Here is a 23,860-nt window from a genome sequence, read left to right on the forward strand (position 1 = left end):
TGCGGCGGCGGTCGGCCCGAGCCGGGCCGGGTGCGGCAGGGAGAGCGGAGCCGAGTGCGGCGGTCGGCCCGAGCCGGGCCGGGCGGGGCACCCGAGCGCGGGGCCGGTGAATAAGCGGTGTTAGCGTGCCTGGTCGTGGGCACGCCGACCGCGCACGCCCGCCGACCCCAGCTGCCCACCGGATCAAAGGGTGCCCCGCCATGGCCAAGTTCCTGCTGAGCCTGCACGTCCTCGCCTCGGTCCTGTTCATAGGCCCGGTCGCGGTGGCCGTCAGCATGTTCCCGCGCCGGGCGAAGGCCGCCCTGGCCGGCGGGCCGGACCAGGCCTCGGACGCGGGTGTGCTGCGCGTCCTGCACCGGATCACCCAGGTCTACGCGCTGCTCGGCGTCGCGGTGCCGGTGCTGGGCATCGGCCTGGCCCAGATGATGGACGTGCTCGGCCAGTCCTGGCTGATCGCCTCGATGGTGGTCACCGCCGTCGCCGCGCTCTCGCTGCTGCTCTTCGTCCTGCCCGGCCAGCAGGCCGCCGTGGACGCGCTCGCCCTCGACCCGGAGGACGAGCAGCGCACCAAGGCCGTCGGCGGCCTGCGGATGCTGCCGATGACCGCCGGGGTGTTCAACCTGCTGTGGGCCGTGGTCGTGGTGCTGATGATCGTCCGCCCGGGCTCGACCACCGGCGTCTGAGGACCGCGCGGCTGCGACCGCGCCCGACGCCCCACCCGACGCCCCATCCCGACGCCCCGCCTGATCGGTACCGCCCCCTCCCGCGGGCCGGGCCGTTCGAGTACCGTCCTCGATCATGACGATCATGGCGGGCATGGGCAGCCCGACGGGGACCGGCGTCGGCCCGCTGCTGCGCGGCTGGCGGGAACGGCGACAGCTCAGCCAACAACACCTGGCGCTGCGCGCGGACTGTTCGGCCCGGCACCTCAGCTTCGTCGAGAACGGCCGCTCCCATCCGAGCCGGGAACTGGTGCTGCGGCTGGCCGAACAGCTGGACGTCCCGGTGCGCGAGCGCAACACCCTGCTGCTCGCGGCCGGGTACGCCCCGCACTACCCCGAGACGCCGTTGGACGACCCGTCGATGGACGCCCTGCGCGGCGGCATCGAGCGGCTGCTCGCCGCCCACGATCCGTACCCGGCGCTGGTCCTGGACGGGGACTTCCGGGTCCTGGCGGCCAACCGCGCGCTCGGCCTGCTGCTCGACGGCGTCGCCCCGCACCTGCTGCGGCCACCGTTCAACGCCGTCCGGGTCGCCCTCCATCCGGACGGGCTGGCGCCGAGGATCCTCAACCACCGGCAGTGGCGCGGGCACCTGCTGGAACGGCTGGACCAGCAGCTGGAGCTGGTCGGCACCCACCAGCTGCGGCAACTGCGCGAGGAGGTCGGCGGCTACCCCGAGCCGGCCGGGGCACCGGCGGAGGACGTCACGGAGGGCGGCCGTCCGGTCGCACTGCCGCTGAGGCTCCGGCACGACGGGCGGGTGCTGTCCTTCCTCTCCACGGTCACGACCTTCGGCACCCCGCTGGACGTGACCGTCTCCGAGCTGGCCCTGGAGACCTTCCTGCCGGCCGACGCCGCGACGGACCGCTTCCTGCGTTCCGCGGCGGACCCGGAGCTCTGAGGCCGCCGTACGGCCGGGACCAACAGCTCACGGGCGGCGCGGTCGGTGCAGCAGCACGCCCGCCCGCTTCACCGCGCGGGCGGTGATCGTGGTCTCGGCGCGGGTGACCCCGAGCGGGCCGAGGGTGTCGGTGAGGAAACGGTAGAGGCCGTCGTGGTCCGGGCAGAACAGCGTCGCCAGCAGGTTGGTCGGGCCGCTGGTGGCGAAGACGCCGTGCACCTGCGGGTGGCGGGCCAGTTCGGCGCCGACCTCGGCGAGCCGGCCGGGTGGCACGTCCAGCCAGAGGTTGGCGTCCACGGCCATGCCGAGCAGCCGGGGGTCCACGGTCGCGTGGGTGCGCAGCAGGCCGAGCCGGTCCAGCCGCTGCAGGCGCCTGCGGACGGTCGACTCGGGTGCGCCGACCGCCCCGGCCAGCACGGCGTGCGACTGCCGGGCGTCCTCGCCCAGGCGTTCCAACAGGGCGCGGTCGAGCTCGTCCAGCGGCGGGGGCGTGGCGGGGCGGGGCACCTGAGGCCGGGCGAGAGCGGCGGCCTCCTGATCGGTCAGCCAGCCGGCCTGCCACTGGCCGGCGTCCGCGAAGGCGTGCAGCACGGCGTGGGTGGTGGTCTCGGCCACGGCGCCGGTCGCGGGAAGCTGGCCGTAGAGCAGGCGGTCGCGGCCCCCGGCATCGCTCATCATCACGGCGCCGACCTCGTGCCCGCCGAGCATCACGTCGACGAAGGGGACGTCGGAACGGTCGGCCAGCGCCTGGGCGATGGCGTCCACCCGGCCGCGCAGCACCCGGACCCGCAGCAGCAGCGCGCCCACGGCGGCGTCCTCGACGTCGGGCATCCGGACCACCCGCAGCACCCCGGACCGGCGCATCCGGGCGAGCCGACGGGTGACCGTCCGGGCGGAGACCCCCAACACCTCGGCGATCCGGCCGGGCTCGGCCCGTCCGTCCACCTGGAGCGCGCAGACCAGACGACGGTCGAGCGGGTCCAGCACGCTGTCCGGATCGGTCGTGGCGAGGTTCATGGGTGTCCGATCTCCGTCGTTTCCAGCCATCTGAGCGTCCTGTTCGGCAGCCCCGACGGTACTCCTTGTCCTGTTCGGCCGGAACGGGCCGGCCGGCGGACGCGATCGATCGAGTCGAGGAGCACGAGATGGTGGGGTACGGCGAGGCGGGGCACGGCGTGACGGGGCAGGGCGCGGTGGGGCACGACGCGGCCGGGCACGACGCGGCGGGGTACGACGAAGAGCTGTGGACGCTGGCGCAGGGCGTGGAGGCGGCGGTGCGCGAGGTCGGCGCCGGGCTCGCCGCCGGTCGTCCCACCGAGCCGGCCCCGGAACGGACGGCCGAGGAGGCGATGGCGCGGTTCGCGGAGCTGGACGGCCCGGCCGCCGCCGAACTGCGCGACCGGCTGGGCGCGCTGCGTCCGCGGGCCGGGTGGGTGCCGGAGGAACTGGACGGCTCGGTGCCCGCCGAGGGCGAGTGGTGGGTCTGCGACGCGACCGACGGCGCGGTGCAGTACCTGCTCGGGCAGCCGCACTGGGCGGTGACGGCGACGCTGGTGCGCGACGGCGCGGCGGTGCTGGCCGTGGTGCACGCCCCGGAACTGTTCGGTGCGGGCCGGACCTACCGGGCGGTGCTGGGCGGCGGGGCGCAGCTGGACGGTCGGCCGATCGCTCCGCTGGAACGCGAGTTGGCGGCGACCGTCGCCGCGACCAGCCAGCCGCCGCTGGTGGCCGCCGACCCGGTGGCGGTGCGCCGGGCCGGCGAGTCGCTGTCCGCGATGGTCGGCGCGGTGCTGGCGGTGCGCAACCTCGGCCCGACCGCCCTCCAGGTGGCCCAGGTCGGTTCCGGGCACCTGGCGCTGTTCTGGCAGTACGGGCAGGACGCCGGCAACCTGCTGCCCGGGGCGCTGATCGCGAGCGAGGCGGGCGCGGCGGTGACGGACGCCGCCGGGGCGGCCTGGACGGCCGCCTCGGACAGCTTCCTGGTCGCCGCGCCCGGCCTGCACGCGGACGCGGTGGGCGTGCTGCGGGCGGTCGGCTGAGCTGCGAGCGATCGGCTGGGGTGCGGCCGGTCGGTTGAGCTGCGGGCGATCGGCTGGGGTGCGGCCGGTCGGTTGAGCTGCGGGCGATCGGCTGAGGTGCGGCCGGTCGGTTGAGCTGCGGGCGATCGGCTGAGGTGCGGCCGATCGGTTGAGCTGCGAGCGATCGGCTGAGGAGCGTGTGATCAGCTGAGGCGGAAGAGGGCGGCCGCGTTGTCGTGGCAGACCGCCCGCAGCCACTCCTCCCCCAGCCCCAGCCCGGCCAGCGCCTCCAGCTGGTGGAGGTACCGGTACGGGATGTTGGGGAAGTCGCTGCCCAGCAGGATGCGCTCGCCCAGCCCGCGCAGGCGCGGCAGTTCGTCGCGCGGGAACGGGGTGTCGGCCTCGGCGAAGTCGGTGAACGCGATGGTGGTGTCCAGCCGGACGGCCGGGTGGCGCTCGGCCAGGTCGAGGAAGTCGCGGTACTCGGGCATGCCGAGGTGGGCGACCACCAGGACCAGGCCGGGGTGCCGGTCCAGCACCGCGCCGATCGGCCCCGGACCGGTGAACTTGCCCGGCACCGGCCCGGATCCGCAGTGGGTGACCACCGGCGTGCCGGCATCGGCGAGCAGGCCCCAGACCTCGTCCAGCCGGGCGTCCGCCGGATCGTAGCCGCCGACCTGGAGGTGGGCCTTGAACACCCGGGCGCCGTCCTCGATCGCCCGCGCCACGTAGCCGGCCGCCCCGGGTTCGGGGAAGAAGGTCGCGGTGTGCAGGCAGTCCGGGGTGCGGGCGGCGAAGTCGGCGGACCAGGCGTTCAGCCAGCTCGCCATGCCCGGCTTGTGCGGGTACAGCATGGACGTGAACGCCCGGACGCCGAAGTCCCGCAGCCGCTGGACGCGTTGCTCCTCGGCCTCGCGGTAGGTGATCGGCCAGGGCCGGTTCACCAGCGGGCCGGCCGCGTCGAAGTACGCCCACACCTTGTCGAGGACGTTCTTCGGCATGAAGTGGGTGTGCACGTCGACCAGCCCGGGCAGGCCCAGGGACTGCCAGAACTCCCGGACGGCTGTCGCCTCTTCGCTACTCACGCGGGCACCGGGCGGGCGCGGTCGAGGATCTCCCCGGTGTCGACGCCGGCCGGCAGGGTGCCGAAGGCGGCACCGTGGTCGCCGCCGAGCCGGCTGGCGCAGAAGGCGTCGGCCACCGCCGGGTTGCCGTACCGGACCAGCAGCGAACCCTGGAAGGCCAGCGCCATCGACTCCACCAGCCGCCGGGTGCGGTACTCCAGGTCGGTCAGGTCGCTGAGCTGCTTGCGCAGTTCGGCGACGGCGGCGTCCAGTCGGCGGTCCGCGCCGGCGGCCGCGTCGAGTTCGCCGAGGAAGGCCTCGACCGTCTCCGGGCGCTTGGCCATGGCGCGCAGGGCGTCCAGGGCGGCGACGTTGCCGGAGCCCTCCCAGATCGACACCAGCGGCGCCTCCCGGTAGAGCCGGGGCATCCCGGACTCCTCGACGTAGCCGTTGCCGCCCAGACATTCCAGCGCCTCGGCGGAGTGCGCCGGACCGCGCTTGCACACCCAGTACTTGGCCACCGCCAGGCCCAACCGCCGTACCAGCGCCTCGTTCTCGTCCCCGGCGAGGGCGAGGTCGGTGGACTGCGCCAGCCGCATCGCGACCGTGGTGGCCGCCTCGGACTCCACCACCAGGTCGGCCAGTACGTTGCGCATCAGCGGCTGGTCGACCAGCGCCTTGCCGAACGCCCGCCGGTGCAGGGCGTGGTGGACGGCCCTGGTGGTGCCGTAGCGCATGCCGGAGGCGGCACCGATGGTGCAGTCCAGGCGGGTCATGTTGACCATCTCGATGATGGTCGGCACGCCCCGGCCCTCCTCGCCGACCAGCAGGCCGACCGCGCCGTCGTACTCCAGCTCGGCGGAGGCGTTGGACTTGTTGCCGAGCTTGTCCTTGAGCCTCATCAGGTGCAGCCGGTTGCGGCTGCCGTCCGGGAGGATGCGCGGCAGCACGAAGCAGCTCAGCCCGCCGGGGGCCTGGGCGAGGGTCAGGAAGAGGTCGGACATCGGCGCCGAGGTGAACCACTTGTGCCCGGTGAGCCGGTAGGTGCCGTCGGCGTGCGGGGTGGCGGTGGTGGTGTTGGTGCGGACGTCCGAGCCGCCCTGCTTCTCGGTCATCGACATGCCGGCGATCAGCCCGCGCTTGGTGCGCGGCTCGCGCAGTCCGAAGTCGTACTCGGTGGCGGCCAGCAGCGGCTCCAACTCGGCCGCGAGGGAGGGGTTCTGGCGCAGGGCGGGGACGGCGGCGTAGGTCATCGAGATCGGACAGGTGTGGCCCGCCTCCACCTGACCCCAGACGAAGAACTTGGCGGCCCGGGCGGAGTGGGCGCCGGGCCGGCCGTCCCGCCAGGGCGCGGCGTGCAGGCCGTACGAGACGGCGGTGCGCATCAGTTCGTGCCAGTAGGGGTGGAACTCGACCTCGTCGATCCGGTGGCCGAAGCGGTCGTGGGTGCGCAGCACCGGCGGGTTCTCGTTGGCCAGCCGGCCCCACTCGGCGGCCTGCTCCGAGCCCGCCAGGCGGCCGAGTTCGCGCAGTTCGGGCTCGGCCCAGCCGGCGCCGGCCCGGTGCAGGGCAGCGAGCAGGGTCGGGTCGGCGGCGGTGTCGTGGCCGTACGGCAGGGGCACCTGGTTGGTGACCTCATGCGTCGCTGTCATCGCGTCCTCCCAGGGCACGCAGGGTGAAGGAGACCAGGGCGGGGACCACCTGTGCGGTGGCCCGCCCGGGATCGGAGGGTTCGGCCGCGAGGGGGCCGGCCAGGGCCTCGCCGACCGCGCCGACCAGGGCGGCGGCGGTCAGCACCGGATCCTGCTCGGGGAGTTCGCCGGCCGCCACGGCGGCGGCGATCTCGGTGGCGATCACGTCCCGGAACGCCCGTCGGAAGACCAGGCGCTCGCCGTCCACCACCGCGTCGGCGGGCTCGACCAGCAGCGCGTAGGCCAGCCGGGGGGCGCGCAGGGCGCGGGCGGCGAAGGTCTCGACCACGGCGGCGATCCGCTCCTGCGGGGCGTCCCGGCGGGCCACGGCGGCGTTCACCGCGGCGATCTCGCGGGTGACCACCCGGCGGAACAGCTCCACCGAGAGCTCGGCCTTGTTGGCGAAGTGCTGGTAGAGGCTGCCGGTGGCGATCCCGGCGCGGTCCGCCACGGCGGCCATGGTGCAGCCGCCGTAGCCTCGCTCGGCGAGCAGGCCGACCGCCGACTGCAGCACCGCCTCGCGCTGGGCGTCCAGGCGGGCTTGGACTGCGGGGGTGCGTCGGTAGGCCATGGAAGCATTGAAGCACTGATTCACTGCTTCGGGGAGGGGGCCACAGGACCGGGTAGGACGACGGGAGGCCGCCCCGGGCGGGGCGGCCTCCCGATGCTGCGGGACTTGCTACCGACGGTTACAGCGGGCGGCGCTCCTGCTCCAGCCGCTGGCCCTCGACGTCGAGCGGGCCGAACGGCGCACCCACCTGCGGCGACTTGGTGAGCGAGCGGGCGGAGGCGGCCTGGTCGCCCAGACCGGCCCACTCCAGCACCTTGGCGGTGGCCTCCGCCGACTGGTCGGCCGGCAGCTTGCCGATGTTGGAGCTGTGGTTACCGCCGGGCACGACGTAGACGTAGCTGTCGTCACTGCCCCGGCCGAGGTGGAACGGCTTGGCGCGCCACGGGTCGTTGCCGCCGTAGACGAACATGATCCGCTCGCCCTCGCGCTTCACCCAGCGGTCGATGTCGGGCATCGCGTACGGGTTGAAGACGGTCGGGATCTCCTTCGGCACGTAGGAACGGGCCGAGTAGAGCTCCTTGTAGTCGTAGTGCAGCTGGTCCTTCAGGTACGAGACGTCGAAGAACGGCGCACCCAACTCGGTCGCGGCCTGGTAGTAGTACGCGGTGTACTTCGCCAGCGACTGGTCGCTGTTGCCGGTGATGCCCGACTGCGCGTCGTACCAGGCGTACAGCTCGTCGTCGGTCGCGGTGGCGGCCACCGGGACCTTCGCGCAGTCCGACTCCAGGCTGTACTGCCAGAACGCCCAGACCACGTCGAGCACGCCGGCCTCGTAGGCGCGGTCCGGGCTGCCGAGGGTGTTGAAGGTGGAGCCCGCGGCCTTGTTGTCGGCGATGTAGCGGGGCTCCAGGCGGTCGCGGCGAACCAGCAGTTCGCGCTGGGCGGCGTTCAGCTTGGCGCGGCACTCGGGGGTGCCGACCTTGCGGAAGAAGTCGGTGTAGGCCGAGTAGTCGTTGACGTCGGTGTTGTTCGGTGCGACGTAGGCGATCGTGCCCGCCACGTCGTCCGGGTAGAACCGGCGGTAGAAGGTGGAGGACATGCCGCCCTTGCTGGCGCCCGTGGAGAGCCACTCCTGCTGGTAGATCCGCTTGAGCGCGGTCACCAACTTGTGCGAATCCGCGGCCTGCTGGCGGATGCCCGCCTTGGACCAGTCGGCCGGCTCGGGGCGGGAGGGGGTGAAGAAGCGGTACTCGATGGAGACCTGGTTGCCGTCCACCAGCCGGGTCGGCTCGGTGCGGGACGGGGTGGTGCCCAGCGTGTAGCCGTTGGTGTAGAAGACGGTCGGGCGGTCGTAGCCGCGGTGCAGCACGCTGAAGCGCTGCTGGAAGGTGCCCAGCCACGGGCGGAAGTGGTCGATCGGCTGGGTGTAGGTGGCCAGGAAGTAGCGGTGGCCGGTGGTGGTGGGCTGCTCCTCGGTGATGGTCACCCCGGGGATCGCCGCCAGCCGGTCCTTGATGTCGGCGCTCGGGTCGTCGGCGGGACTACGGCCGTGCGCGGCCGCGGCCGCCTCGCTCCCCTGCCCGGCGGCCGCGGCCGGGGAGGCCAGGCCGGCGATCGCGAACATCGGTATCAGCAGGACGGAAACCAACAGCCTCTTCAGCTTGGTGGTCATCAACTCTCCATCTGGTCAACGGACATGACAGCTGCCTCGTCGGCATCACTCTGCGGTGCGGGTGGTGCGGCGGCCGCCCGGGGACGGCCGAATGGGCCACCCGCCTGGTGGCGGGTGGCCCATCGGGGGAAGGTGCTGGTCAGTGGGTTGCCTCGGGTTCCGTCGGCTGCTCGGGCGGCCGCCCGCTGAAGGGGTGCGGTGCGGGCGGGGCCGTTGGCGGGTCGGGGGTGGGTGGGCGCGGGATCGGAGTGGGCCGGAGCGGGTCGGAGTGGGCCGACCGTGGCGTCTCCATGGGCTCGGACGCCGGGGTTCGGCGATCGGGGTTCGGCGGTCGGGGTTCGGCGGTCGGGGTTCGGCGGTCGGCGACCTTACGGGCGGGGCAGGGTGCAGCCCGCGAGGGTGAGGTCGAGGCGGTTGCCGGGGCCGAAGCAGGCGGGGATGCCGTACGTCTCCTGGGCGTAGCCGATGCCCTGGTGGACCGTGACCGCGCCGTTCTCGTCGACCTCGCACGGGTTGTCGAGGGTGCAGGACTCGCCGTTCTCGTTGATCGTGTTGTTCACCGCGACGAGCTGACCGGTGGAGGTGTCGACCACCGGCGACCCGGAGGTGCCGCCGATGACGTTGCAGCCGGAGGTGTAGCGGACCGAATCCTTGAAGGTCCAGTCGGCCTCGTTCAACTGGTAGGCGAAGCCGTCGATCGAGCAGGAGTAGATCTTCTTCCAGTAGCCGGAGACGACCCGGATGTCCGCGCCCTGGGTCGGATGGGTGTCGGCGATGGTCAGCGGCGAGATCCCGTACTTCGACTTGATCGAGGCGTAGTTGGTGTTCAGCTGGTAGATCGACACATCGGTGTCGGTCATGGCGCCGTAGACCACCTTGGTCGCCCGCAGCGACGCGAGCCGGCCGCCGGTGGCACTGAGCAGGGTGAAGGTCCGGCTGGAGGCCTGGTTGAGCACCACCTCGCCGGGGCCGGGCATGCCGGATTCCAGGCAGTGGCCGTTGGAGAGCACCAGGGCCGGGTCGGTCGCGGCCGAGTTCGGCATCCGCACCAGCGAGCCGGAGCAGTTGCTGAGCGCGACCGTCCCGGCGAAGTCGACGGTGACCGCCTTGGCCGCCGCGACGGAGCCCTGGCCCGGCGAGGAGAGCTGGGCGGAGGAGGAGACCTGGGCCGGGGAGGAGGCCTGGGCCGGGGCGACGCCGACGAGGGCGGAGGTGCCGGCGGCGAGGAGCGTGGCGAGCACGCCTATGAGCGGCTTCTTCATGAGAGACCTCTCGGTGTGGGGGTCCTCCAAAGCTGTCGCGGACATGACTTGCAGTCAAGAGTCAAAACCGGACCAAGAAAACATCCCCGATCGGGTCGACCGAGCAGCCCGTCACTGGCCCGAGGCGCTCAACTCCCCTGCCAGTGGCGCCGTCCCAGGCTGATCAGTCGCAGCTGCAGCCGGGCGGTGGTGGCGATCCGCTGCTCGCGGGCGGGGTCGGCCTCCTGGGCCTCCAGGAACGCGGAGGCCGTCGACACCATGTGGTCCACGTACAACTCGGCGAGCATGCGCAGGTCCTGCTCGCTCCAGCCGCGCGAGACCGGCTGGAGCGCCAGAGCCGAGCCGACCTCGACGGCGAAGCGGCCCAGCTCGGCGTCGATCGCCTCGCGGACCTGCCGGACCCCGCCGTGCCGCTCGCGAGCCAGGAAGCGCACATGCGGCCGGTGCTCGCGGACGTGCTGCCGGATCACCTCCACCGCACGGTCGATCAGCTCCTCGGCGCCCCCGGCCTCGGCGAGCACCGAGCGGATCATGATGTGCAGGCTGGCCAGCGACTCCTCGACCAGTGCCACGCCGAGCGCGGCCAGGTCGGGGAAGTGCCGGTAGAAGGCAGCCGGGGACAGCCCGGCCTCCCTGGTGACCTCGCGGACGCCCAGGCTCGCCAGGTTCTGATCGGCCAGCAGGTGCAGCCCCGCGTCCATCAGGGCCCGTCGACTCTGCTGCTTCTGGGCCTGTCTGGCCCCCACGGTGTGATTCACGCCATTCAGTAAACAGTCGTTTGCCGAACTTGGCCAGCCGGGCTACAGTGGGACTCGAAGTCAGTGAACACTTGTCAACCGAAATCGGCGCAGCACCAGCCTCAGCCGAAGGAGCCAGCCGTGATCCTGTTCTCCGCACTGGTCGCCATGGGAGTCCTGATCGGCACCGCCGCCCACCTCCCCCTCCCGGTGTTCCTCGCCGCCTCCGCCGCCATCACCGCGTGGCTGCTCGCCTTCGGCGCCCGCGAGGGCATCGCCCGCCTGCGGCACCGCTGACCCGGGCCGCTGACCCGTCCACTCCTCCTGAGAGGACCACCACCATGAGTACCGCCGCCGACCGCGCCGGCACCGACCGCCGGCCCACCGCCGAGGCCGACAACCTGGCCGTCGCCTCCTTCCTCCTCGGCCTCCCGGGGTTGCTGCTCTTCAACATCGTCCTCGGGCCGATCGCCATCACCCTGGCCACGCTGGCCCTGGTCCGCGGCACCAACCGCCGCGGCCGCGCCTTCCTCGGACTGGCCCTCGGCATCGCCTCGCTGGCCATCCTCGCCGTCACCACCGCCACCTCCCACGGTGTGCTCATCGACGTCAGCTCCTGATCGGACCTCGCCTCGCCTCGCCTCGCCTCGCCTCGATGAGGCCCCCCGGCTCCCGCGAGACTCCACGCCCCGCGTCGAACAGCTGATCGCGTCAACCCGGCCCACGACCCCCGCCTGCCACGTAGGGTGGCCGCATCGACCGGGTGAACCCAGGGGGCAGGAGTGAGGACCGAGATCCGCAGCGACGCAGAGTCGACGCCCAGCGGGGCGAGCGGTGGCGGGCGACTGCTCGCGGTGAGCGATCTGCACATCTCCTACCAGGAGAACCGCGACCTGGTGGAGAAGCTCCAGCCCACCCACCCCGACGACTGGCTGCTCGTCGCCGGGGACGTCGCCGAGCTCACCACCAGCATCGAGTGGGCGCTCGGCCTGCTCGCCGAACGCTTCGCCCGCGTGGTGTGGGCGCCCGGCAACCACGAGCTGTGGACCCACCCCCAGGACCCGGTCCAGCTCCGCGGCGTGGCCCGCTACGACCACCTGGTGGAACTGTGCCGCGCCCTCGGCGTCGTCACCCCCGAGGACCCGTACCCGCTCTGGCAGGGCGCCGGCGGACCGGTCCGGATCGCACCGCTCTTCCTCCTGTACGACTACTCCTTCCGTGCTCCGGGCACGACCACCAAGGAGGAGTCCCTGGCGGCCGCCTACGAGAGCGGGATCGTGTGCGCGGACGAGCGGATGCTCCACCCGGACCCGTTCCCGGACCTCGACTCCTGGTGCCGCGAGCGCGTCCGGCTGACCGAGCAGCGGCTCGCGGCCTGCGACCCGGACGTCCCACTCGTCCTGGTCAACCACTACCCGCTGGTCCGCCACCCCACCGAGGTCCTCTGGTACCCCGAGTTCGCCCAGTGGTGCGGCACCGAGCTGACCGCCGACTGGCACCGCCGCTTCAACACCGCCGCGATGATCTACGGTCACCTCCACATCCCGCGCAAGACCAGCTACGACGGCGTCCCGTTCGAGGAGGTCTCGCTCGGCTACCCGCGCGAGTGGCGAAAGCGCGGCCTGCCGGACCCGCTCCTGCGGGAGGTTTTCCCGCAGACCGTGAGGTCCTGAGCGAAGCGGGTCCGGGGGTCTCCGGAGTCTCTTCCTCCGAGTCCTCCGAGTCCTCCGAGTCCTCCGGGCCCTCCTGCTCCGGCGTGCCCCCGGTTCCTCCCCGTCCGCCACGCTCTAGTCCGCCGCGATCGCACGCAGGATGTCCAGCCGCGCCGCCCGGCCCGCCGGGCGGAGCCCGGCCACCGCGCCCGCCAGCAGCCCGGCCAGCAGGACCACGGCCAGTTGCTCGGGCGGTATCGCGAACGATCCCGTCCCGGCGCTGTCCGAGGCCTTCACCAGCGCCCAGCCGAGGAAGGTGCCGAGCCCCAGCCCGCCGACCGTCCCGAAGGCCGCCACCAGCACCGACTCCCAGCGGACCATCCCGCGCAGCTGCGCCCTCGTCTGGCCGACCGCCCGCAGCAGCCCGAGTTCCCTGGTCCGCTCGTGCACCGCCAGCGTCAGCGTGTTGGCGATGCCCAGCAGCGCGATCAGCACCGCCAGCGCCAGCAGCGCGTAGACCACCGAGAGCATCATGTCGACGCCGGAGGCCGCGCTCTTGGCGTACTCGGCCCGGTCCTGCACCTGGGGACTGCCGAACGGGATCAGCGCCTTGGTCACCGCCGCCTTGCCTGCGCTCAGCGGAACGCCGCCGCGCAGCCCGACCGCGACCATGGTGTCCGCGTCCTGCACCCGGTGCGGGGACCAGGCCTGCCTGGTTATCAGGTAGTCCCCGGCCAGCCCGCCGCCCTCGTACAGCGCGCGGATGGTGAACGGCCCGCCTGCTCCGTCGGTGAAGCCCACGGTGACGGTCTGTCCGAGCTTCCAGCCGTTCTGCTGGGCCTCGCTGCGGGAGACCGCGAGACCGTCCGTGCCGAGCGCCCCGAGCGAGCCGTCGATCCGGCCGAGGTCGACGACCCCGGACAGCCGGGCCGGGTCGGTGACGTCCAGAGTGCGGCCGTGCCCGTCGATCCGGGCGACGCCGCGACCGAGCCCGACCGTCTGCCGCACCTCCGGCAGGGCCGCCAGGGCATCCGCCACCTTGGGGCTGATCCCGCTGCCGCCCGCCCCGAACGAGGTGGTGGTGACGGCCAGATCACCCGCGAAGGACTTGCTCACCGTGTCGTCCAGGGTCGCCTTGATCGACGCGCCGAAGACGGTGAACAGGGTGACCACCGCGACGCCGATCATCAGCGCGCTCGCCGTGGCCGCCGTCCGGCGGGGGTTGCGGGCCGCGTTGCGCCGGGCCAGGACGCCGGAGACCCCCCGCAGTCGGGGCAGCGGCGCGCCCAGCGTGCGGACCGCGAGGGCCGCGGCCACCGGGCCGAGCACCACGGTGCCGACCAGCACCGCCAGCGCCCCGCCCGCCGTCAGCAGGACCGACGGACCGTCGGTCGCGCCGAGGACGGCCACCGGCACTCCCCCGCCCAGCAGCACCGTGCCGAGCACCGCGCGGACGACGCCCGCCCTGCCCTGGGCCGCCCGGTCGACCCCCGTCTCCCGCAGGGCGGCCAGCGGAGCCGTCCGCCCTGCGCGGAGGGCCGGCAGCAGCGCCGAGCCGACCGCGACCAGCGTCCCGACCAGCAGCGGCAGCAGTACGGCGGCCGCGCTGATCACCATGCCGCCGGTCGGCAGGGCGAAGCCGAGCGTCGAGAACAGCGCCTTGAGCCCGGTCGCCACCCCGACCCCGCCGAGCAGGCCGCCGAGCGAGGCCAGCAGTCCGACTGCCGAGGCCTCGGCGAGCGTCGCACCCAGCACCTGGCCGCGCACCGCGCCCAGCGCCCGCAGCAGCGCGTTCTCCCTGGTGCGCTGGGCAACCACGATGGCGAAGGTGTTGTGGATGGTGAAGGTCGCCACCAGCAGCGCGATCCCGGCGAAGACCAGCAGCAGCGTGGTGAACATGCTCAGGAAGCGCCCGGACAGCTGCTGGGTGCTCTCCTGGGTGGCCGCCTCACCGGTGATCGCCTGGACGCCGGAGGGCAGTTGCGCGCCGATCCGGTCGGCCAGCTCCCGCTGGGAGACCCCGCCCGCCGCGCGGACCTGGATCGAGCTGGCCTGCCCCGCGCCCTTGGGCGTGAGGTGCCGCTCGGCCTCCGCGAAGGTCATCGCGGTGAAGGTGCTCGGCCCCATGCCGTCCGCGCTCGCCCCGAAGGTGGCGATGCCGACGACGGTGACCGGCACCGGGTCGGGGGTGCGCAGCACAGTGGTCGAGCCGAGGTGCAGCCCGCCCGTCTTCGCCGCACCTCGGTTGATCACCACCTCGCCCGGGACGGCCGGTGCCCGGCCCTCGGCCAGCCGGTACGGGTTCAGCCGGCTGTCGGTGAGCCAGTTGCCCGCCAGGGTGGGTGGCCCCTGACCGCCGATGGGTTTGCCGTCGCCGCCGACGAGTTGGCCCGCGCCCTGGACCGACGGCTCGGCGGCCGCCACCCCGGGGATCGTGCGCAGCCGGTCGGCGAGCGCGGCGTCGACCGGGGCCCGCACCCCGCCGGCCGTCCCCGGGGAGTCCAGGACATCGGCGCTGCGGACCACCACATCGGTGCCGGCGTTGGCGTCGGCGAACAGGGTGTCGAAGTTGGCCCGCAGGGTGTCCCCGAGCACCATCGTGCCGGTCAGGAAACTGACCCCGAGCAGGATGGAGAGCAGGGTGCCGGCCAGTCGGCGCTTGTGGGCGCGCAGTGAGCGCAGGCTGAGCCGAAGGGGCACCGACGTCATGACCGCCCCCGTTCGAAGGCCTTCATCCGGTCCAGCACCGAGGCGGCGGTCGGCCGCTCCATCCGGTCCACCAGCCGGCCGTCGGCGAGGAACAGCGCCTCGTCGGCGAAGCCGGCCGCCGTCGGGTCGTGGGTGACCATGACCACGGCCTGCCCCATCTCGTCCACCGCGCGGCGCAGCAGGCCGAGGACCTCGCCACCGGTGCGGGAGTCGAGGTTGCCGGTCGGCTCGTCGGCGAAGACCACCTGGGGCCGACCGGCCAGCGCCCGGGCCACGGCGACCCGCTGCTGCTGGCCGCCGGAGAGCTCGCTGGGACGGTGGCCCAGCCGGTCGCCGAGGCCGACGACCTCGGTCAGCGCCTCCAGCCAGGCCTGGTCGGGAGTGGCCCCCGCGAGGTCCAGCGGGAGGGTGATGTTCTCCCGGACGGTGAGCGTGGGCACCAGGTTGAAGGCCTGGAACACGAAGCCGATCCGCTCCCGGCGCAGCAGGGTGAGCCGCCGGTCGCTCAGCGGGCCGAGTTCGGTGTCGCCGATCCAGGCGCTGCCGGCGGTGAGCGTGTCCAGCCCGGCCGCGCAGTGCATCAGGGTGGACTTGCCCGAGCCGGACGGCCCCATGATCGCGGTGAACCGCCCGGCCGGGAACTCCACCGTCACGTGGTCCAGCGCCCGGACCTCGGTGCCGCCGATGCCGTAGATCTTCACGGCGTCGGCGACCCGGGCGGCGGTGCCGCGCACGACGTCGAGAGTGGTCACTTGGCGCCACCGCCCCCGGGAACGTCCCTCGTCGACTCCGTGAGCACGGCCCGCCTGGCGCGGTACTCCTCGGCGTCGATGTCGCCCTCGGCGTAGCGGCGGCCGAGGACCGCGAGCGGGTGCTCCGCCGCGCCCGGGGCCCCGACGCCGAAGCCGGGGCCCACCCCGGCCCCGAACCCGCAGGCGCCGCGCCGCCGCCACACCGTCCTGCGCAGCAGCGTGATCACCAGGACCACCACGGCGATCCAGAACAGGGGCACCAGCAGGAACCAGGCGCCCGGCCCGTGCCAATCGGCCAGTTGCGTGTACATCGTGGTTCATCTCCTCGCGGTCGGCTCCACGGCCCCGGGGGTTTCCCGAGGTGCCTTGAGCGTCCCGCCGAGGGGTCTCATCACGCGTCCTACCAGCAGCGGCAGCTGGGATACTCCCGGGAGAGTACGGCCGCCCATCGACACGCCGGGCCGGGAGTAGCCGCAGGGAACCGGCTCGACCCGACCAGCGGCAGCCGCGACCACCGGCAGCCCCCACCACCAGCAGCAGCCCGGCTCGCCCTCACCGGCCCCAGCACCCCGGCGAGGTCCGGCGACCCCGTCAGCCCAGCCAGCCCGGCCGCACCAGCCCCGACTCGTAGGCCAGCACCACCAGTTGCGCCCGGTCCCGGGCCCCGAGCTTCAGCATCGCCCGGCTGACGTGGGTCTTCGCCGTCAACGGACTGACCACCAGCCGCCGGGCGATCTCCTCGTTGGACAGCCCCATCCCGACCAGCGCGAGCACCTCGCGTTCCCGCTCGGTCAGCATCGAGACGTCCGAGAGCCCCTCCGGGGCCGCCTCGGGCCCCTTGGAGCGAGCCGCGAACTCGCCGATCAGCCGCCTGGTCACGCCTGGCGAGAGCAGCGCGTCCCCGGCCACCGCGACCCGCACCGCCCGCAGCAGGTCGGCCGGCTCGGTGTCCTTGACCAGGAAGCCCGTCGCGCCCGAGCGCAGCGCCTCGAAGACGTACTCGTCCAACTCGAAGGTGGTCAGCACGACCACCCGTACGGAGGACAGCGCCGGGTCCCCGGCGATCCTCCTGGTCGCCTCCAGCCCGTCCATCCGGGGCATCCGGATGTCCATCAGTACGACGTCCGGCAGCAGTTCGCGGGCGAGCCGCACCGCCGCCTCGCCGTCGTCCGCCTCACCGACCACGGTGAGGTCGTCCTGGAGGTCCAGCAGGGCCCGGAAGCCCGCCCGGACCAGCAGTTGGTCATCCACCAGCAGTACTCGGATCAATCGCTCTCCGCCTTCGGTGTCGGCAGTTCCGCCCGGACCCGGAAGCCGCCGCCCGGCAGCGGTCCCGCCGTGATGGTGCCACCGAACGCGCCCGCCCGTTCCCGCATCCCGACCAGCCCGCTGCCGGACCCGCCGGCGTCGCCGACCACCGCGGGCCCCGGGTCCTCGACCCGGACCACCAGCACCGCGGCGTCCCGCCAGTCCAGCACCACGACCGCCTCCCGGGCCACCGAGTGGCGGATGATGTTGGTGAGCGCCTCCTGGACGATCCGGAAGGCGGTGAGGTCGACGGTCGCGGAGAGCGGCCGGCGCTCACCGTCCTCCAGCACCTCGACGGCCAGGCCCATCCGGTCGGCCTGCTCGGTGAGTTCGTCCAGCCGCCCCAGCCCCGGGGCCGGCCCGCGCGGCGCCTCGCCGGGCCCGCGCAGCGTGGCGAGCACCTGGCGGACCTCGCCGAGCGCCTCCTTGCTGGTCGACTTGATGGTGACCAGCGCGGTGCGGGCCTCCTCCGGCCGCCGGTCGAGCAGCGCCAGCGCGACCCCGGCCTGGATGTTGATCAGCGACAGGCTGTGCGCCAGGATGTCGTGCAACTCCCGCGCCATCTTCAGGCGTTCCTCGTTGGCCCGGCGCTGCTCCAGCTGCTGCCGGTAGGCCCGGTGGGCGGCGATCCGCTCGCGCCGGAAGCGGATCACCTCGGCGATCGCCAGCACCAGCAACAGCCAGGCCAGAAGCCCGAGTTCGGCCTGCCAGACGAACTTCGACCGCGGCGCGCGCTGCCAGCTGTCCGGCAGGACGAAGGTGACCAGCACGTGCACCAGGTACACCCCGCCGACCCCCGCCCAGGCCGCCCGGCGGTGCCCGCGGCCGATCGCCGAGCAGCAGGCGATCACCCAGCTCGCGAACACCGGCCCGTACGGGTACCCGGCGGCCAGGTACACCGCGGTGACCACCGACGTCCCCGTCACCACCGCGACCGGACGGCGGCCGCGCAGCACCAGCAGGGCCGGGCCGATCAGCAGCAGCAGGTAGCCGAAGGCGTCCAGCGGGACCCGTCCGCCCTGGTGCCGCGCGGCGAAGCCCGAGCCGACCACCTGGACCAGCGCGACCACCGCCGCCAACCCCACCGCCAGCCCCACCGGCAGGCCCGCCCGGGCGGCGCGCACCCACGGCGGGCGCCACGGCTCGGGCGGCAGCCCGCCCGGCGTCGGCGGCGGCGGCGTCCCGGACGACGGCCCGGACGGAGAACCCGGCGACGGCTCCGACGACGGCTCCGACGACGGCTCCGACGACGGCTCCGGGGGCTGTGACGTGGGCGGCATCATGCCCGGAAGGCTAGACCCGCGCCCCGCCGCCGCGCGTCCTCCACCAGTGGCGTTCGGGCGTACTCCCGCTGGAGTACGCCCGAACCGAAGGGCAGCACGGAACGGCTCAGCCCCCGGCCCCGGACCCGGCCCCGGCCCCGGCCCCGGCGGCCTGCGCCCGCTCCTCCGCCTGCTCGAAGGTCGCCGAAGGCTCCGGCCGCGCGAGCGTCACCGCCAGCTCGCCGTCACTGACGTCCGCGATCAGCGTGTCCCCCTCCCGCACGGTCCCCTCCAGCAGCAGGTTGGAGATCCGGTTGTCCAGCTCGGACTGGATCGTCCGACGCAGCGGCCGCGCCCCGAACTCCGGCTGGTAGCCGCGGTTGACCAGGTACTCCTTGGCCGCCTCGGTGACGTCCAACTGCACGCCCTGCGCCCGCAACCGCCGCCGACTGCGCTCCAGCAGCAGGTCGACCACGGACACCAGGTCCCTGCGGGTGAGCGCGTGGAAGACGATCACCTCGTCGATCCGGTTGAGGAACTCCGGCCGGAACTGCCGGCGCAGGTCCCGCATCAGGTCGTCCCGGATCTGGTCGACGTCCCCGGAGTGGTCCAGGATCCGCTGCGACCCGATGTTGCTGGTCATGATCACCACCGTGTTGCGGAAGTCGACCGTACGCCCCTGGGCGTCGGTCAGCCGCCCGTCGTCCAGCACCTGGAGCAGCAGGTTGAAGACGTCCGGGTGCGCCTTCTCCACCTCGTCGAAGAGCAGCACGCTGTACGGCTTGCGGCGCACCGCCTCGGTCAGCTGCCCGGCCTCCTCGTAGCCGACGTACCCGGGCGGGGAGCCGACCAGCCGGGAGACGGTGTGCTTCTCCTGGAACTCGCTCATGTCGAAGCGGATCATCCGGTCCGGGTCCCCGAACAGCAGCGCGGCCAGTGCCTTCGCCAGCTCGGTCTTGCCGACGCCGGTCGGCCCGAGGAAGAGGAAGGAGCCGGTCGGCCGCTCCGGGTCGCCCATCCCGGCCCGGCCGCGGCGCACCGCCTGGGCGACGGCGGTGACCGCCTCGTCCTGGCCGATCACCTTCTGGTGCAGGTGCTCCTCCAGTTTGAGCAGCCGCTCCTTCTCGGTCGCGTTCAGCTCCGCGACCGGGATGCCCGTCCGGGAGGACAGCACCTGCGCGATGTCGTCGGCCGTCACGTCGACGACCTCCTCGCGGGACTCGGCGATCGCCGCCAGCTCGTCCTCGGTCTGCCGCAGTTCGGTCTTCAGGTTGGCGGCCCGCACGAACTCCTCGTCCGCCACGGCCTCGTCCAACTCCCGCTTCAGCTTGGTGATCCGGTCCTGCACCGAGCTCGCCGCGGTGGAGCCGGTGAGGCTGCGCAGCCGCACCCGGGCGCCGGCCTGGTCCAGCAGGTCGATCGCCTTGTCGGGCAGGAAGCGGTCGCTGACGTACCGATCGGAGAGCGTCGCCGCGGCGTCCAGCGCCTCGTCGCTGAAGCGTACCTGGTGGTGCGCCTCGTACGCGTCGCGCAGCCCGTGGAGGATCTCGATCGTCTCCTCGACGCTCGGCTCCGGCACCAGCACCGGCTGGAAGCGGCGCTCCAGCGCGGCGTCCTTCTCCACGTGCTTGCGGTACTCGTCCAGCGTGGTGGCGCCGACCACGCTCAACTCGCCGCGCGCCAGGGCGGGTTTGAGGATGTTGCCGGCGTCCATCGAGCCCTCGCCGCCTCCGCCCGCACCGACCACGGTGTGCAGCTCGTCCAGGAAGAGGATCACGCTCTTCTCCGCCGCCGTGACCTCGTCGATCACGCTCTTCAGCCGCTCCTCGAACTCGCCCCGGTACTTGGAGCCGGCCACCAGCGCGGTCAGGTCCAAGGTGACCACCCGCTTGTCCTTGAGGCTCTGCGGCACGTCCCCGGCGACGATCCGCTGCGCCAGGCCCTCGACGATCGCGGTCTTGCCGACGCCCGGCTCGCCGATCAGCACCGGGTTGTTCTTGGTCCGCCGGGAGAGGATCTCGATGGTCTGCTCGATCTCCTCGGCCCGCCCGACCACCGGGTCCAGCCGGCCCGAGCGCGCCGCCTCGGTGAGGTCCTGCCCGTACTCGTCCAGCGTCGGCGTCTCGCTCGGGTGCGCCCCCGCACTGCTGCGCTCACCGCCGGTGCCGCGCTCCTCCAGTACCGACTTCAGTGCCTCATGCGAGGGGGCCGCGTTGCGCAGCGCCGTTCCCGCGCCGGAACGTTCCTGCTCCAGCAGCGCGCCGAGGATGTGCTCCGGGCCGATGTACGAGGCGCCGACCTCCTGGGAACGGGCGTGCGCGGCGAGCAGCGCGCGCTTGGCCGAGGGAGTGAGCGCGGGCCGGCCGTCCTGCGAGGACTGGCCCCCGGTCGGCAGCGCGTTCTCCAGATCGTCGGACAAGCGGTCCGGGTCGATGCCCGCCCGCTCCAGCATCCGCCGCGACGGCTCCACCCGGGTGGCCGCCCAGGCCAGGTGGGCGGTGTCGAGGTCGCTGCTCCCGTCCTCGGAAGCGCGCCGCGCGGCGAGCCCCAGCAGCTCCTGGGAGGACTCGCTGAGCAACCGCCCGATCGGCACCCGCTGCACGGCGGGCGGGGAGGCCAGCGGACTCATCCCGAAGAACCGGCTGAGCAGGTCGGAGAACGGGTCGCTCGATCCGAACGGGGGCATGGTCACGGCACTTCACCTCTCCCAAGCGGTTTGCAGCCACACAAACACAGGGCGCGAACGGCCGCCTCCCGAGCGCACCCGACCCGCGGGCGGCCGCTTCGCGCGGGCGGCCGTCCCGGCAGCCGCTCCATGCGCCCCCCGCGGCCGGCCGCTTCGCGCGACCCCGCGCCGAGCGACCCCGCACCGAGCGACCCCGCGACCCCGCATCGAGCGACCCCGCACCGAGCGACCCCGCACCGAGCGACCCCGCACCGAGCGACCCCGCACCGAGCGACCCCGCACCGAGCGTCGCTCCCGACGCGCCTTCCGGCGCACCTTCCGGCGCACCTCACCCGGTGACGTACTCCAGCAGCACGCCGCCGCTGTACGTCACCGCCATCGCCAGCAACCCGCCCGCGACGTTGCGGGCCACCGCCCGCCCCGGCCCGGCCCCGCCCAACCGCGCGCTCGTCCAGCCGGAGAGGGTCAGCGCGAGCACCACCGCGACGACCGTGACCCCCAGCCGCCACGACTCCGGCGGCAGCATCACCGCCAGCAACGGCACCAGCGCGCCCAGCGTGAACGCGGCCGCGCTGGCCAGCGCCGCCTCCCAGGGATTGGTCAACGCCTCGGGGTCGATGCCCAGTTCGGTCTGCGCGTGCGCCGCCAGCGCGTCCCGCTCGGTCAGCGCCGCCGCCACCTCCCGGGCCAGGCCGGCGGTGAGCCCGCTGTCCCGGTAGTAGTCGGCGAGTTCGTCGAGCTCGCCCTCAGGGTCCTCGGTCAGCTCGCGCCGCTCCTTCTCCAACGCGGCCCGCTCGGTGTCCCGTTGGGTACTGACCGAGACGTACTCCCCGGCCGCCATCGACATCGCCCCCGCCAGCAGCCCCGCCACGCCCGCCGCGAGCAGCGCCGTACGGGAACCTGCCGCGCCCGCCACCCCGGTCACGATCCCGGCCGTCGACACCACACCGTCATTGGCGCCCAACACGGCCGCCCGCAGCCAGTTCAGGCGCGCCGACAGCCCCGCCCGGGTCTCCCCCGTCTGCTCCGCCATCCGCGCCCACCGCCCTCAGGGGTCCGTACGGTCCCCCCGATCCTCGCCCGCACCCTCCTGCGCCGCCACCCGCCGCAACACACCCCAACGGGCAACGGCCAACCAGTCAGCGCTCAGGCGCCGATTCGAGGCCGGCGGTTCACAGCAGTGCTCTACCGTTCCTCCATGGAGATCGGTGGCATCACGCGCTCAGGCATCCTGCAGGCAATCGCAGAACACGACCGGCTCGGGGAAGCACTCTTCCGCCACACTTACGGGTACCGAGCCGTCTCACCCCACCTACTCGTTCACGAGGGCCGGCACTACGACGCGAAGGCCATCGCCGGCGTCGCCCACCTCTTCGACTGCGGTGAGGCACTCAAGCAAGGCCAGTTCAGCGGCGGCCCCGCGCAGGCGCTCAACTGGCTGGCGCGCGAGGGCTTCGCCCTGACCAAGCCGCCCAAGACCTTCGTCCGGCGCGTCGGAAACCTCCGGCCGGCCGTGCAGCAGAACGGACGGGCTCCGCACCGGCCGCTCCTCGTCCTCTGGGCGATCGGTCAGTCGCTGGCCGGCGCCCCCCGCGAGCGGCCGTGGACGGAGACGCGCGCCGCGCTCGCCCCCCTCCTGGAGAAGTACGGCGACGCCCGGAACGGCGCGCAGGCCGCCCACTACCCCTTCACCGCACTCGTCGGCGACGACCTCTGGGAGATCGAACCGACCGAACCGCGCGAGGAAGCCGGGCTGGACACCGCAAGCGGCCGGTCCAAGTCCCGTCGCCCGACCATCGACGTGCTCAACCGGGTCAACCCCAAGGCCGGCTTCCCGGAGGCCGACCACCAGCTAATCCAAGCACAACCGGAGGTGGCTGCGGAGGCCGCAGCAGGACTCATCTTCCGGTTTTTCTACCCGGTGCCGGACGAGTTCCTGGAAGACCTTGGCTTGCGGGACCTTCTCACCAACCGGTGGGCGGATGCTCTCCGGCCGCTAGTCGGCGAGAAGTTCGACAAGCGCGAAGCCATCTGGCACTCCTACGGCGGCGAGCGGATGGCCGGCATCGGCAGCCTCGGTGACGGGATCCTCAGCACCTTCTCCAAGGACAAGGGCCCCTACGACGACGGCCGCCTCGTCGACTCCGACTGGATCGCCTACGTAGGCGACGGCCTGAAGGGCGACCAGCGACTCGTCGACGGGAACAAGGCCCTGGCCGAACACCAGACCGCTCAACGACCGCTCCGTTACTGGCACAAGCCCCTCGAAGGCGACTTCACCTTCGAGACATGGGCCGTCGTCGTCCAACGCCGGCTCCGCTGGGGGCAGGGAACCGACAAAAAGTGGCGCCGCGAATTCCTCTGGATCCTGGCGCCGGTACCGTCCCCCCTGCGCGAGACGTGGCCGCACGACGTCGAGGAAGCGCTGGCGAGCGACACCGGCGAGCTCTACGACGAGACGACGGAGTACCAGCCTGGCGACATCGACTCAACTGCCCGGCGCACCCCCGAGAGCGATGCGGAGGCGTACCGCCGCCTGAGTGGTGCCGCGGAGTCGCACAACGCCAGGCGGAAGGAGGGCAAGCGCTCCACCAAGGTCGACCGCCACGTTCGCAGCACGAGCGCCCGAGCCGCGGTGATCCGCCGCAGTGGCGGTCGCTGCGAGAACCCGCGCTGCGCCGGCCACCCGACGGAACTCACGATGGCCGGCGAGCCGATCCTGCAAGTCGACCACGTCCATGATCTGAGCAAGGGTGGCCCAGACATACCCTCGAACATGATCGCGCTGTGCCCCAACTGCCACGCGCTCAAGACCTACGGGCAGCACCAGGAGAAGCTCCGCCGAGAACTCAAGAGGACGGCCCAGTTCCTCCACGCCATGTCCTTGGACGGCTCGACCCCCTGACCGCAGTC

The 23,860-nt window shown here is 73.2% G+C and carries 21 protein-coding genes; 7 read left to right on the plus strand and 14 right to left on the minus strand.

The annotated features are described in order from the left end of the window. Window positions 1–200: 200 nt before the first annotated feature. The gene (locus ACIRVF_RS10820; protein WP_402815959.1) at window positions 201–683 is read left to right on the plus strand and encodes a DUF2269 family protein; all 483 of its coding nucleotides are present in this window, start codon (window positions 201–203) and stop codon (window positions 681–683) included. 115 nt (window positions 684–798) lie between these two features. Beyond that, window positions 799–1,623 carry a helix-turn-helix domain-containing protein gene (locus ACIRVF_RS10825; protein ID WP_402815960.1) on the plus strand — a complete coding sequence of 275 codons (825 nt, stop codon included), beginning with the start codon at window positions 799–801 and terminating at the stop codon, window positions 1,621–1,623. 27 nt (window positions 1,624–1,650) lie between these two features. Here ACIRVF_RS10825 and ACIRVF_RS10830 read toward each other — a convergent pair whose 3' ends face one another. After that, window positions 1,651–2,640, minus strand: coding sequence for an Lrp/AsnC family transcriptional regulator (locus tag ACIRVF_RS10830; RefSeq protein WP_402815961.1), 990 nt, complete (start codon window positions 2,638–2,640; stop codon window positions 1,651–1,653). Between the two features lie 128 nt (window positions 2,641–2,768). Here ACIRVF_RS10830 and ACIRVF_RS10835 point away from each other — a divergent pair, with 128 nt between their 5' ends. Next, complete coding sequence (locus ACIRVF_RS10835; protein WP_402815962.1) at window positions 2,769–3,662, plus strand: inositol monophosphatase family protein; 894 nt, start codon at window positions 2,769–2,771, stop codon at window positions 3,660–3,662. 182 nt (window positions 3,663–3,844) lie between these two features. Here the strand turns inward: ACIRVF_RS10835 and ACIRVF_RS10840 are convergent, their stop codons facing one another. The 6 genes from ACIRVF_RS10840 to ACIRVF_RS10865 all read right to left on the minus strand — a co-directional run bounded on the left by ACIRVF_RS10840 (window position 3,845) and on the right by ACIRVF_RS10865 (window position 10,599). Beyond that, a complete protein-coding gene (locus tag ACIRVF_RS10840; RefSeq protein ID WP_402815963.1) occupies window positions 3,845–4,726 on the minus strand; it encodes an amidohydrolase family protein in 882 nt (293 codons plus the stop codon). Further along, window positions 4,723–6,357, minus strand: a complete 1,635-nt coding sequence (locus ACIRVF_RS10845; RefSeq protein WP_402815964.1) for an acyl-CoA dehydrogenase family protein — start codon at window positions 6,355–6,357, stop codon at window positions 4,723–4,725. The genes ACIRVF_RS10840 and ACIRVF_RS10845 overlap by 4 nt, the downstream gene beginning before the upstream one ends. Continuing rightward, window positions 6,341–6,967, minus strand: coding sequence for a TetR/AcrR family transcriptional regulator (locus ACIRVF_RS10850; RefSeq protein WP_402815965.1), 627 nt, complete (start codon window positions 6,965–6,967; stop codon window positions 6,341–6,343). The genes ACIRVF_RS10845 and ACIRVF_RS10850 overlap by 17 nt, the downstream gene beginning before the upstream one ends. A gap of 118 nt (window positions 6,968–7,085) precedes the next feature. Continuing rightward, window positions 7,086–8,579 (minus strand): S28 family serine protease, encoded by a 1,494-nt coding sequence (locus tag ACIRVF_RS10855; protein ID WP_402815966.1) that lies wholly within the window; start codon window positions 8,577–8,579, stop codon window positions 7,086–7,088. A 368-nt stretch (window positions 8,580–8,947) separates the two neighbouring features. Further along, window positions 8,948–9,841, minus strand: a complete 894-nt coding sequence (locus ACIRVF_RS10860; RefSeq protein WP_402815967.1) for a serine protease — start codon at window positions 9,839–9,841, stop codon at window positions 8,948–8,950. A 128-nt stretch (window positions 9,842–9,969) separates the two neighbouring features. Beyond that, window positions 9,970–10,599 carry a TetR family transcriptional regulator gene (locus ACIRVF_RS10865; RefSeq protein ID WP_402815968.1) on the minus strand — a complete coding sequence of 210 codons (630 nt, stop codon included), beginning with the start codon at window positions 10,597–10,599 and terminating at the stop codon, window positions 9,970–9,972. Window positions 10,600–10,719: 120 nt separating this feature from the next. Here ACIRVF_RS10865 and ACIRVF_RS10870 point away from each other — a divergent pair, with 120 nt between their 5' ends. From ACIRVF_RS10870 to ACIRVF_RS10880, 3 genes are all read left to right on the plus strand, one after another. Then, on the plus strand, window positions 10,720–10,875 hold the full coding sequence (locus ACIRVF_RS10870; protein ID WP_270151505.1) for a hypothetical protein: 156 nt from the start codon (window positions 10,720–10,722) through the stop codon (window positions 10,873–10,875). A 44-nt stretch (window positions 10,876–10,919) separates the two neighbouring features. After that, window positions 10,920–11,198: a DUF4190 domain-containing protein gene (locus ACIRVF_RS10875; protein ID WP_402815969.1), complete on the plus strand. Its 279-nt coding sequence runs from the start codon at window positions 10,920–10,922 to the stop codon at window positions 11,196–11,198. 162 nt (window positions 11,199–11,360) lie between these two features. Further along, a complete protein-coding gene (locus ACIRVF_RS10880; protein ID WP_402815970.1) occupies window positions 11,361–12,251 on the plus strand; it encodes a metallophosphoesterase family protein in 891 nt (296 codons plus the stop codon). A 114-nt stretch (window positions 12,252–12,365) separates the two neighbouring features. On the opposite strand, the gene ACIRVF_RS10885 is transcribed toward ACIRVF_RS10880, so the two are convergent. From ACIRVF_RS10885 to ACIRVF_RS10915, 7 genes are all read right to left on the minus strand, one after another. Further along, on the minus strand, window positions 12,366–14,939 hold the full coding sequence (locus ACIRVF_RS10885) for an ABC transporter permease (RefSeq protein WP_402815971.1): 2,574 nt from the start codon (window positions 14,937–14,939) through the stop codon (window positions 12,366–12,368). Next, on the minus strand, window positions 14,936–15,691 hold the full coding sequence (locus ACIRVF_RS10890; RefSeq protein ID WP_402815972.1) for an ABC transporter ATP-binding protein: 756 nt from the start codon (window positions 15,689–15,691) through the stop codon (window positions 14,936–14,938). The genes ACIRVF_RS10885 and ACIRVF_RS10890 overlap by 4 nt, the downstream gene beginning before the upstream one ends. Beyond that, window positions 15,688–16,002, minus strand: coding sequence for an SHOCT domain-containing protein (locus tag ACIRVF_RS10895; RefSeq protein WP_402815973.1), 315 nt, complete (start codon window positions 16,000–16,002; stop codon window positions 15,688–15,690). Before ACIRVF_RS10895 ends, ACIRVF_RS10890 begins: the two co-directional genes overlap by 4 nt. Window positions 16,003–16,282: 280 nt before the next feature. After that, window positions 16,283–16,960: a response regulator gene (locus tag ACIRVF_RS10900; protein ID WP_402815974.1), complete on the minus strand. Its 678-nt coding sequence runs from the start codon at window positions 16,958–16,960 to the stop codon at window positions 16,283–16,285. Next, a complete protein-coding gene (locus ACIRVF_RS10905; protein ID WP_402815975.1) occupies window positions 16,957–18,123 on the minus strand; it encodes a sensor histidine kinase in 1,167 nt (388 codons plus the stop codon). Before ACIRVF_RS10905 ends, ACIRVF_RS10900 begins: the two co-directional genes overlap by 4 nt. A 265-nt stretch (window positions 18,124–18,388) precedes the next feature. After that, entirely contained in the window at window positions 18,389–20,947 is a 2,559-nt protein-coding gene (locus ACIRVF_RS10910; protein WP_402816256.1) for an ATP-dependent Clp protease ATP-binding subunit, read from the minus strand. 328 nt (window positions 20,948–21,275) lie between these two features. Then, entirely contained in the window at window positions 21,276–21,980 is a 705-nt protein-coding gene (locus ACIRVF_RS10915; RefSeq protein WP_402815976.1) for a VIT family protein, read from the minus strand. Window positions 21,981–22,145: 165 nt separating this feature from the next. On the opposite strand from ACIRVF_RS10915, the gene ACIRVF_RS10920 reads away from it, so the two are divergent. After that, the gene (locus ACIRVF_RS10920) at window positions 22,146–23,852 is read left to right on the plus strand and encodes an HNH endonuclease (RefSeq protein WP_402815977.1); all 1,707 of its coding nucleotides are present in this window, start codon (window positions 22,146–22,148) and stop codon (window positions 23,850–23,852) included. Window positions 23,853–23,860 lie beyond the last annotated feature (8 nt).

The sequence above is a fragment of the Kitasatospora sp. NPDC101157 genome, from assembly GCF_044768255.1.
In the GTDB taxonomy this organism is placed as follows: domain Bacteria; phylum Actinomycetota; class Actinomycetes; order Streptomycetales; family Streptomycetaceae; genus Kitasatospora.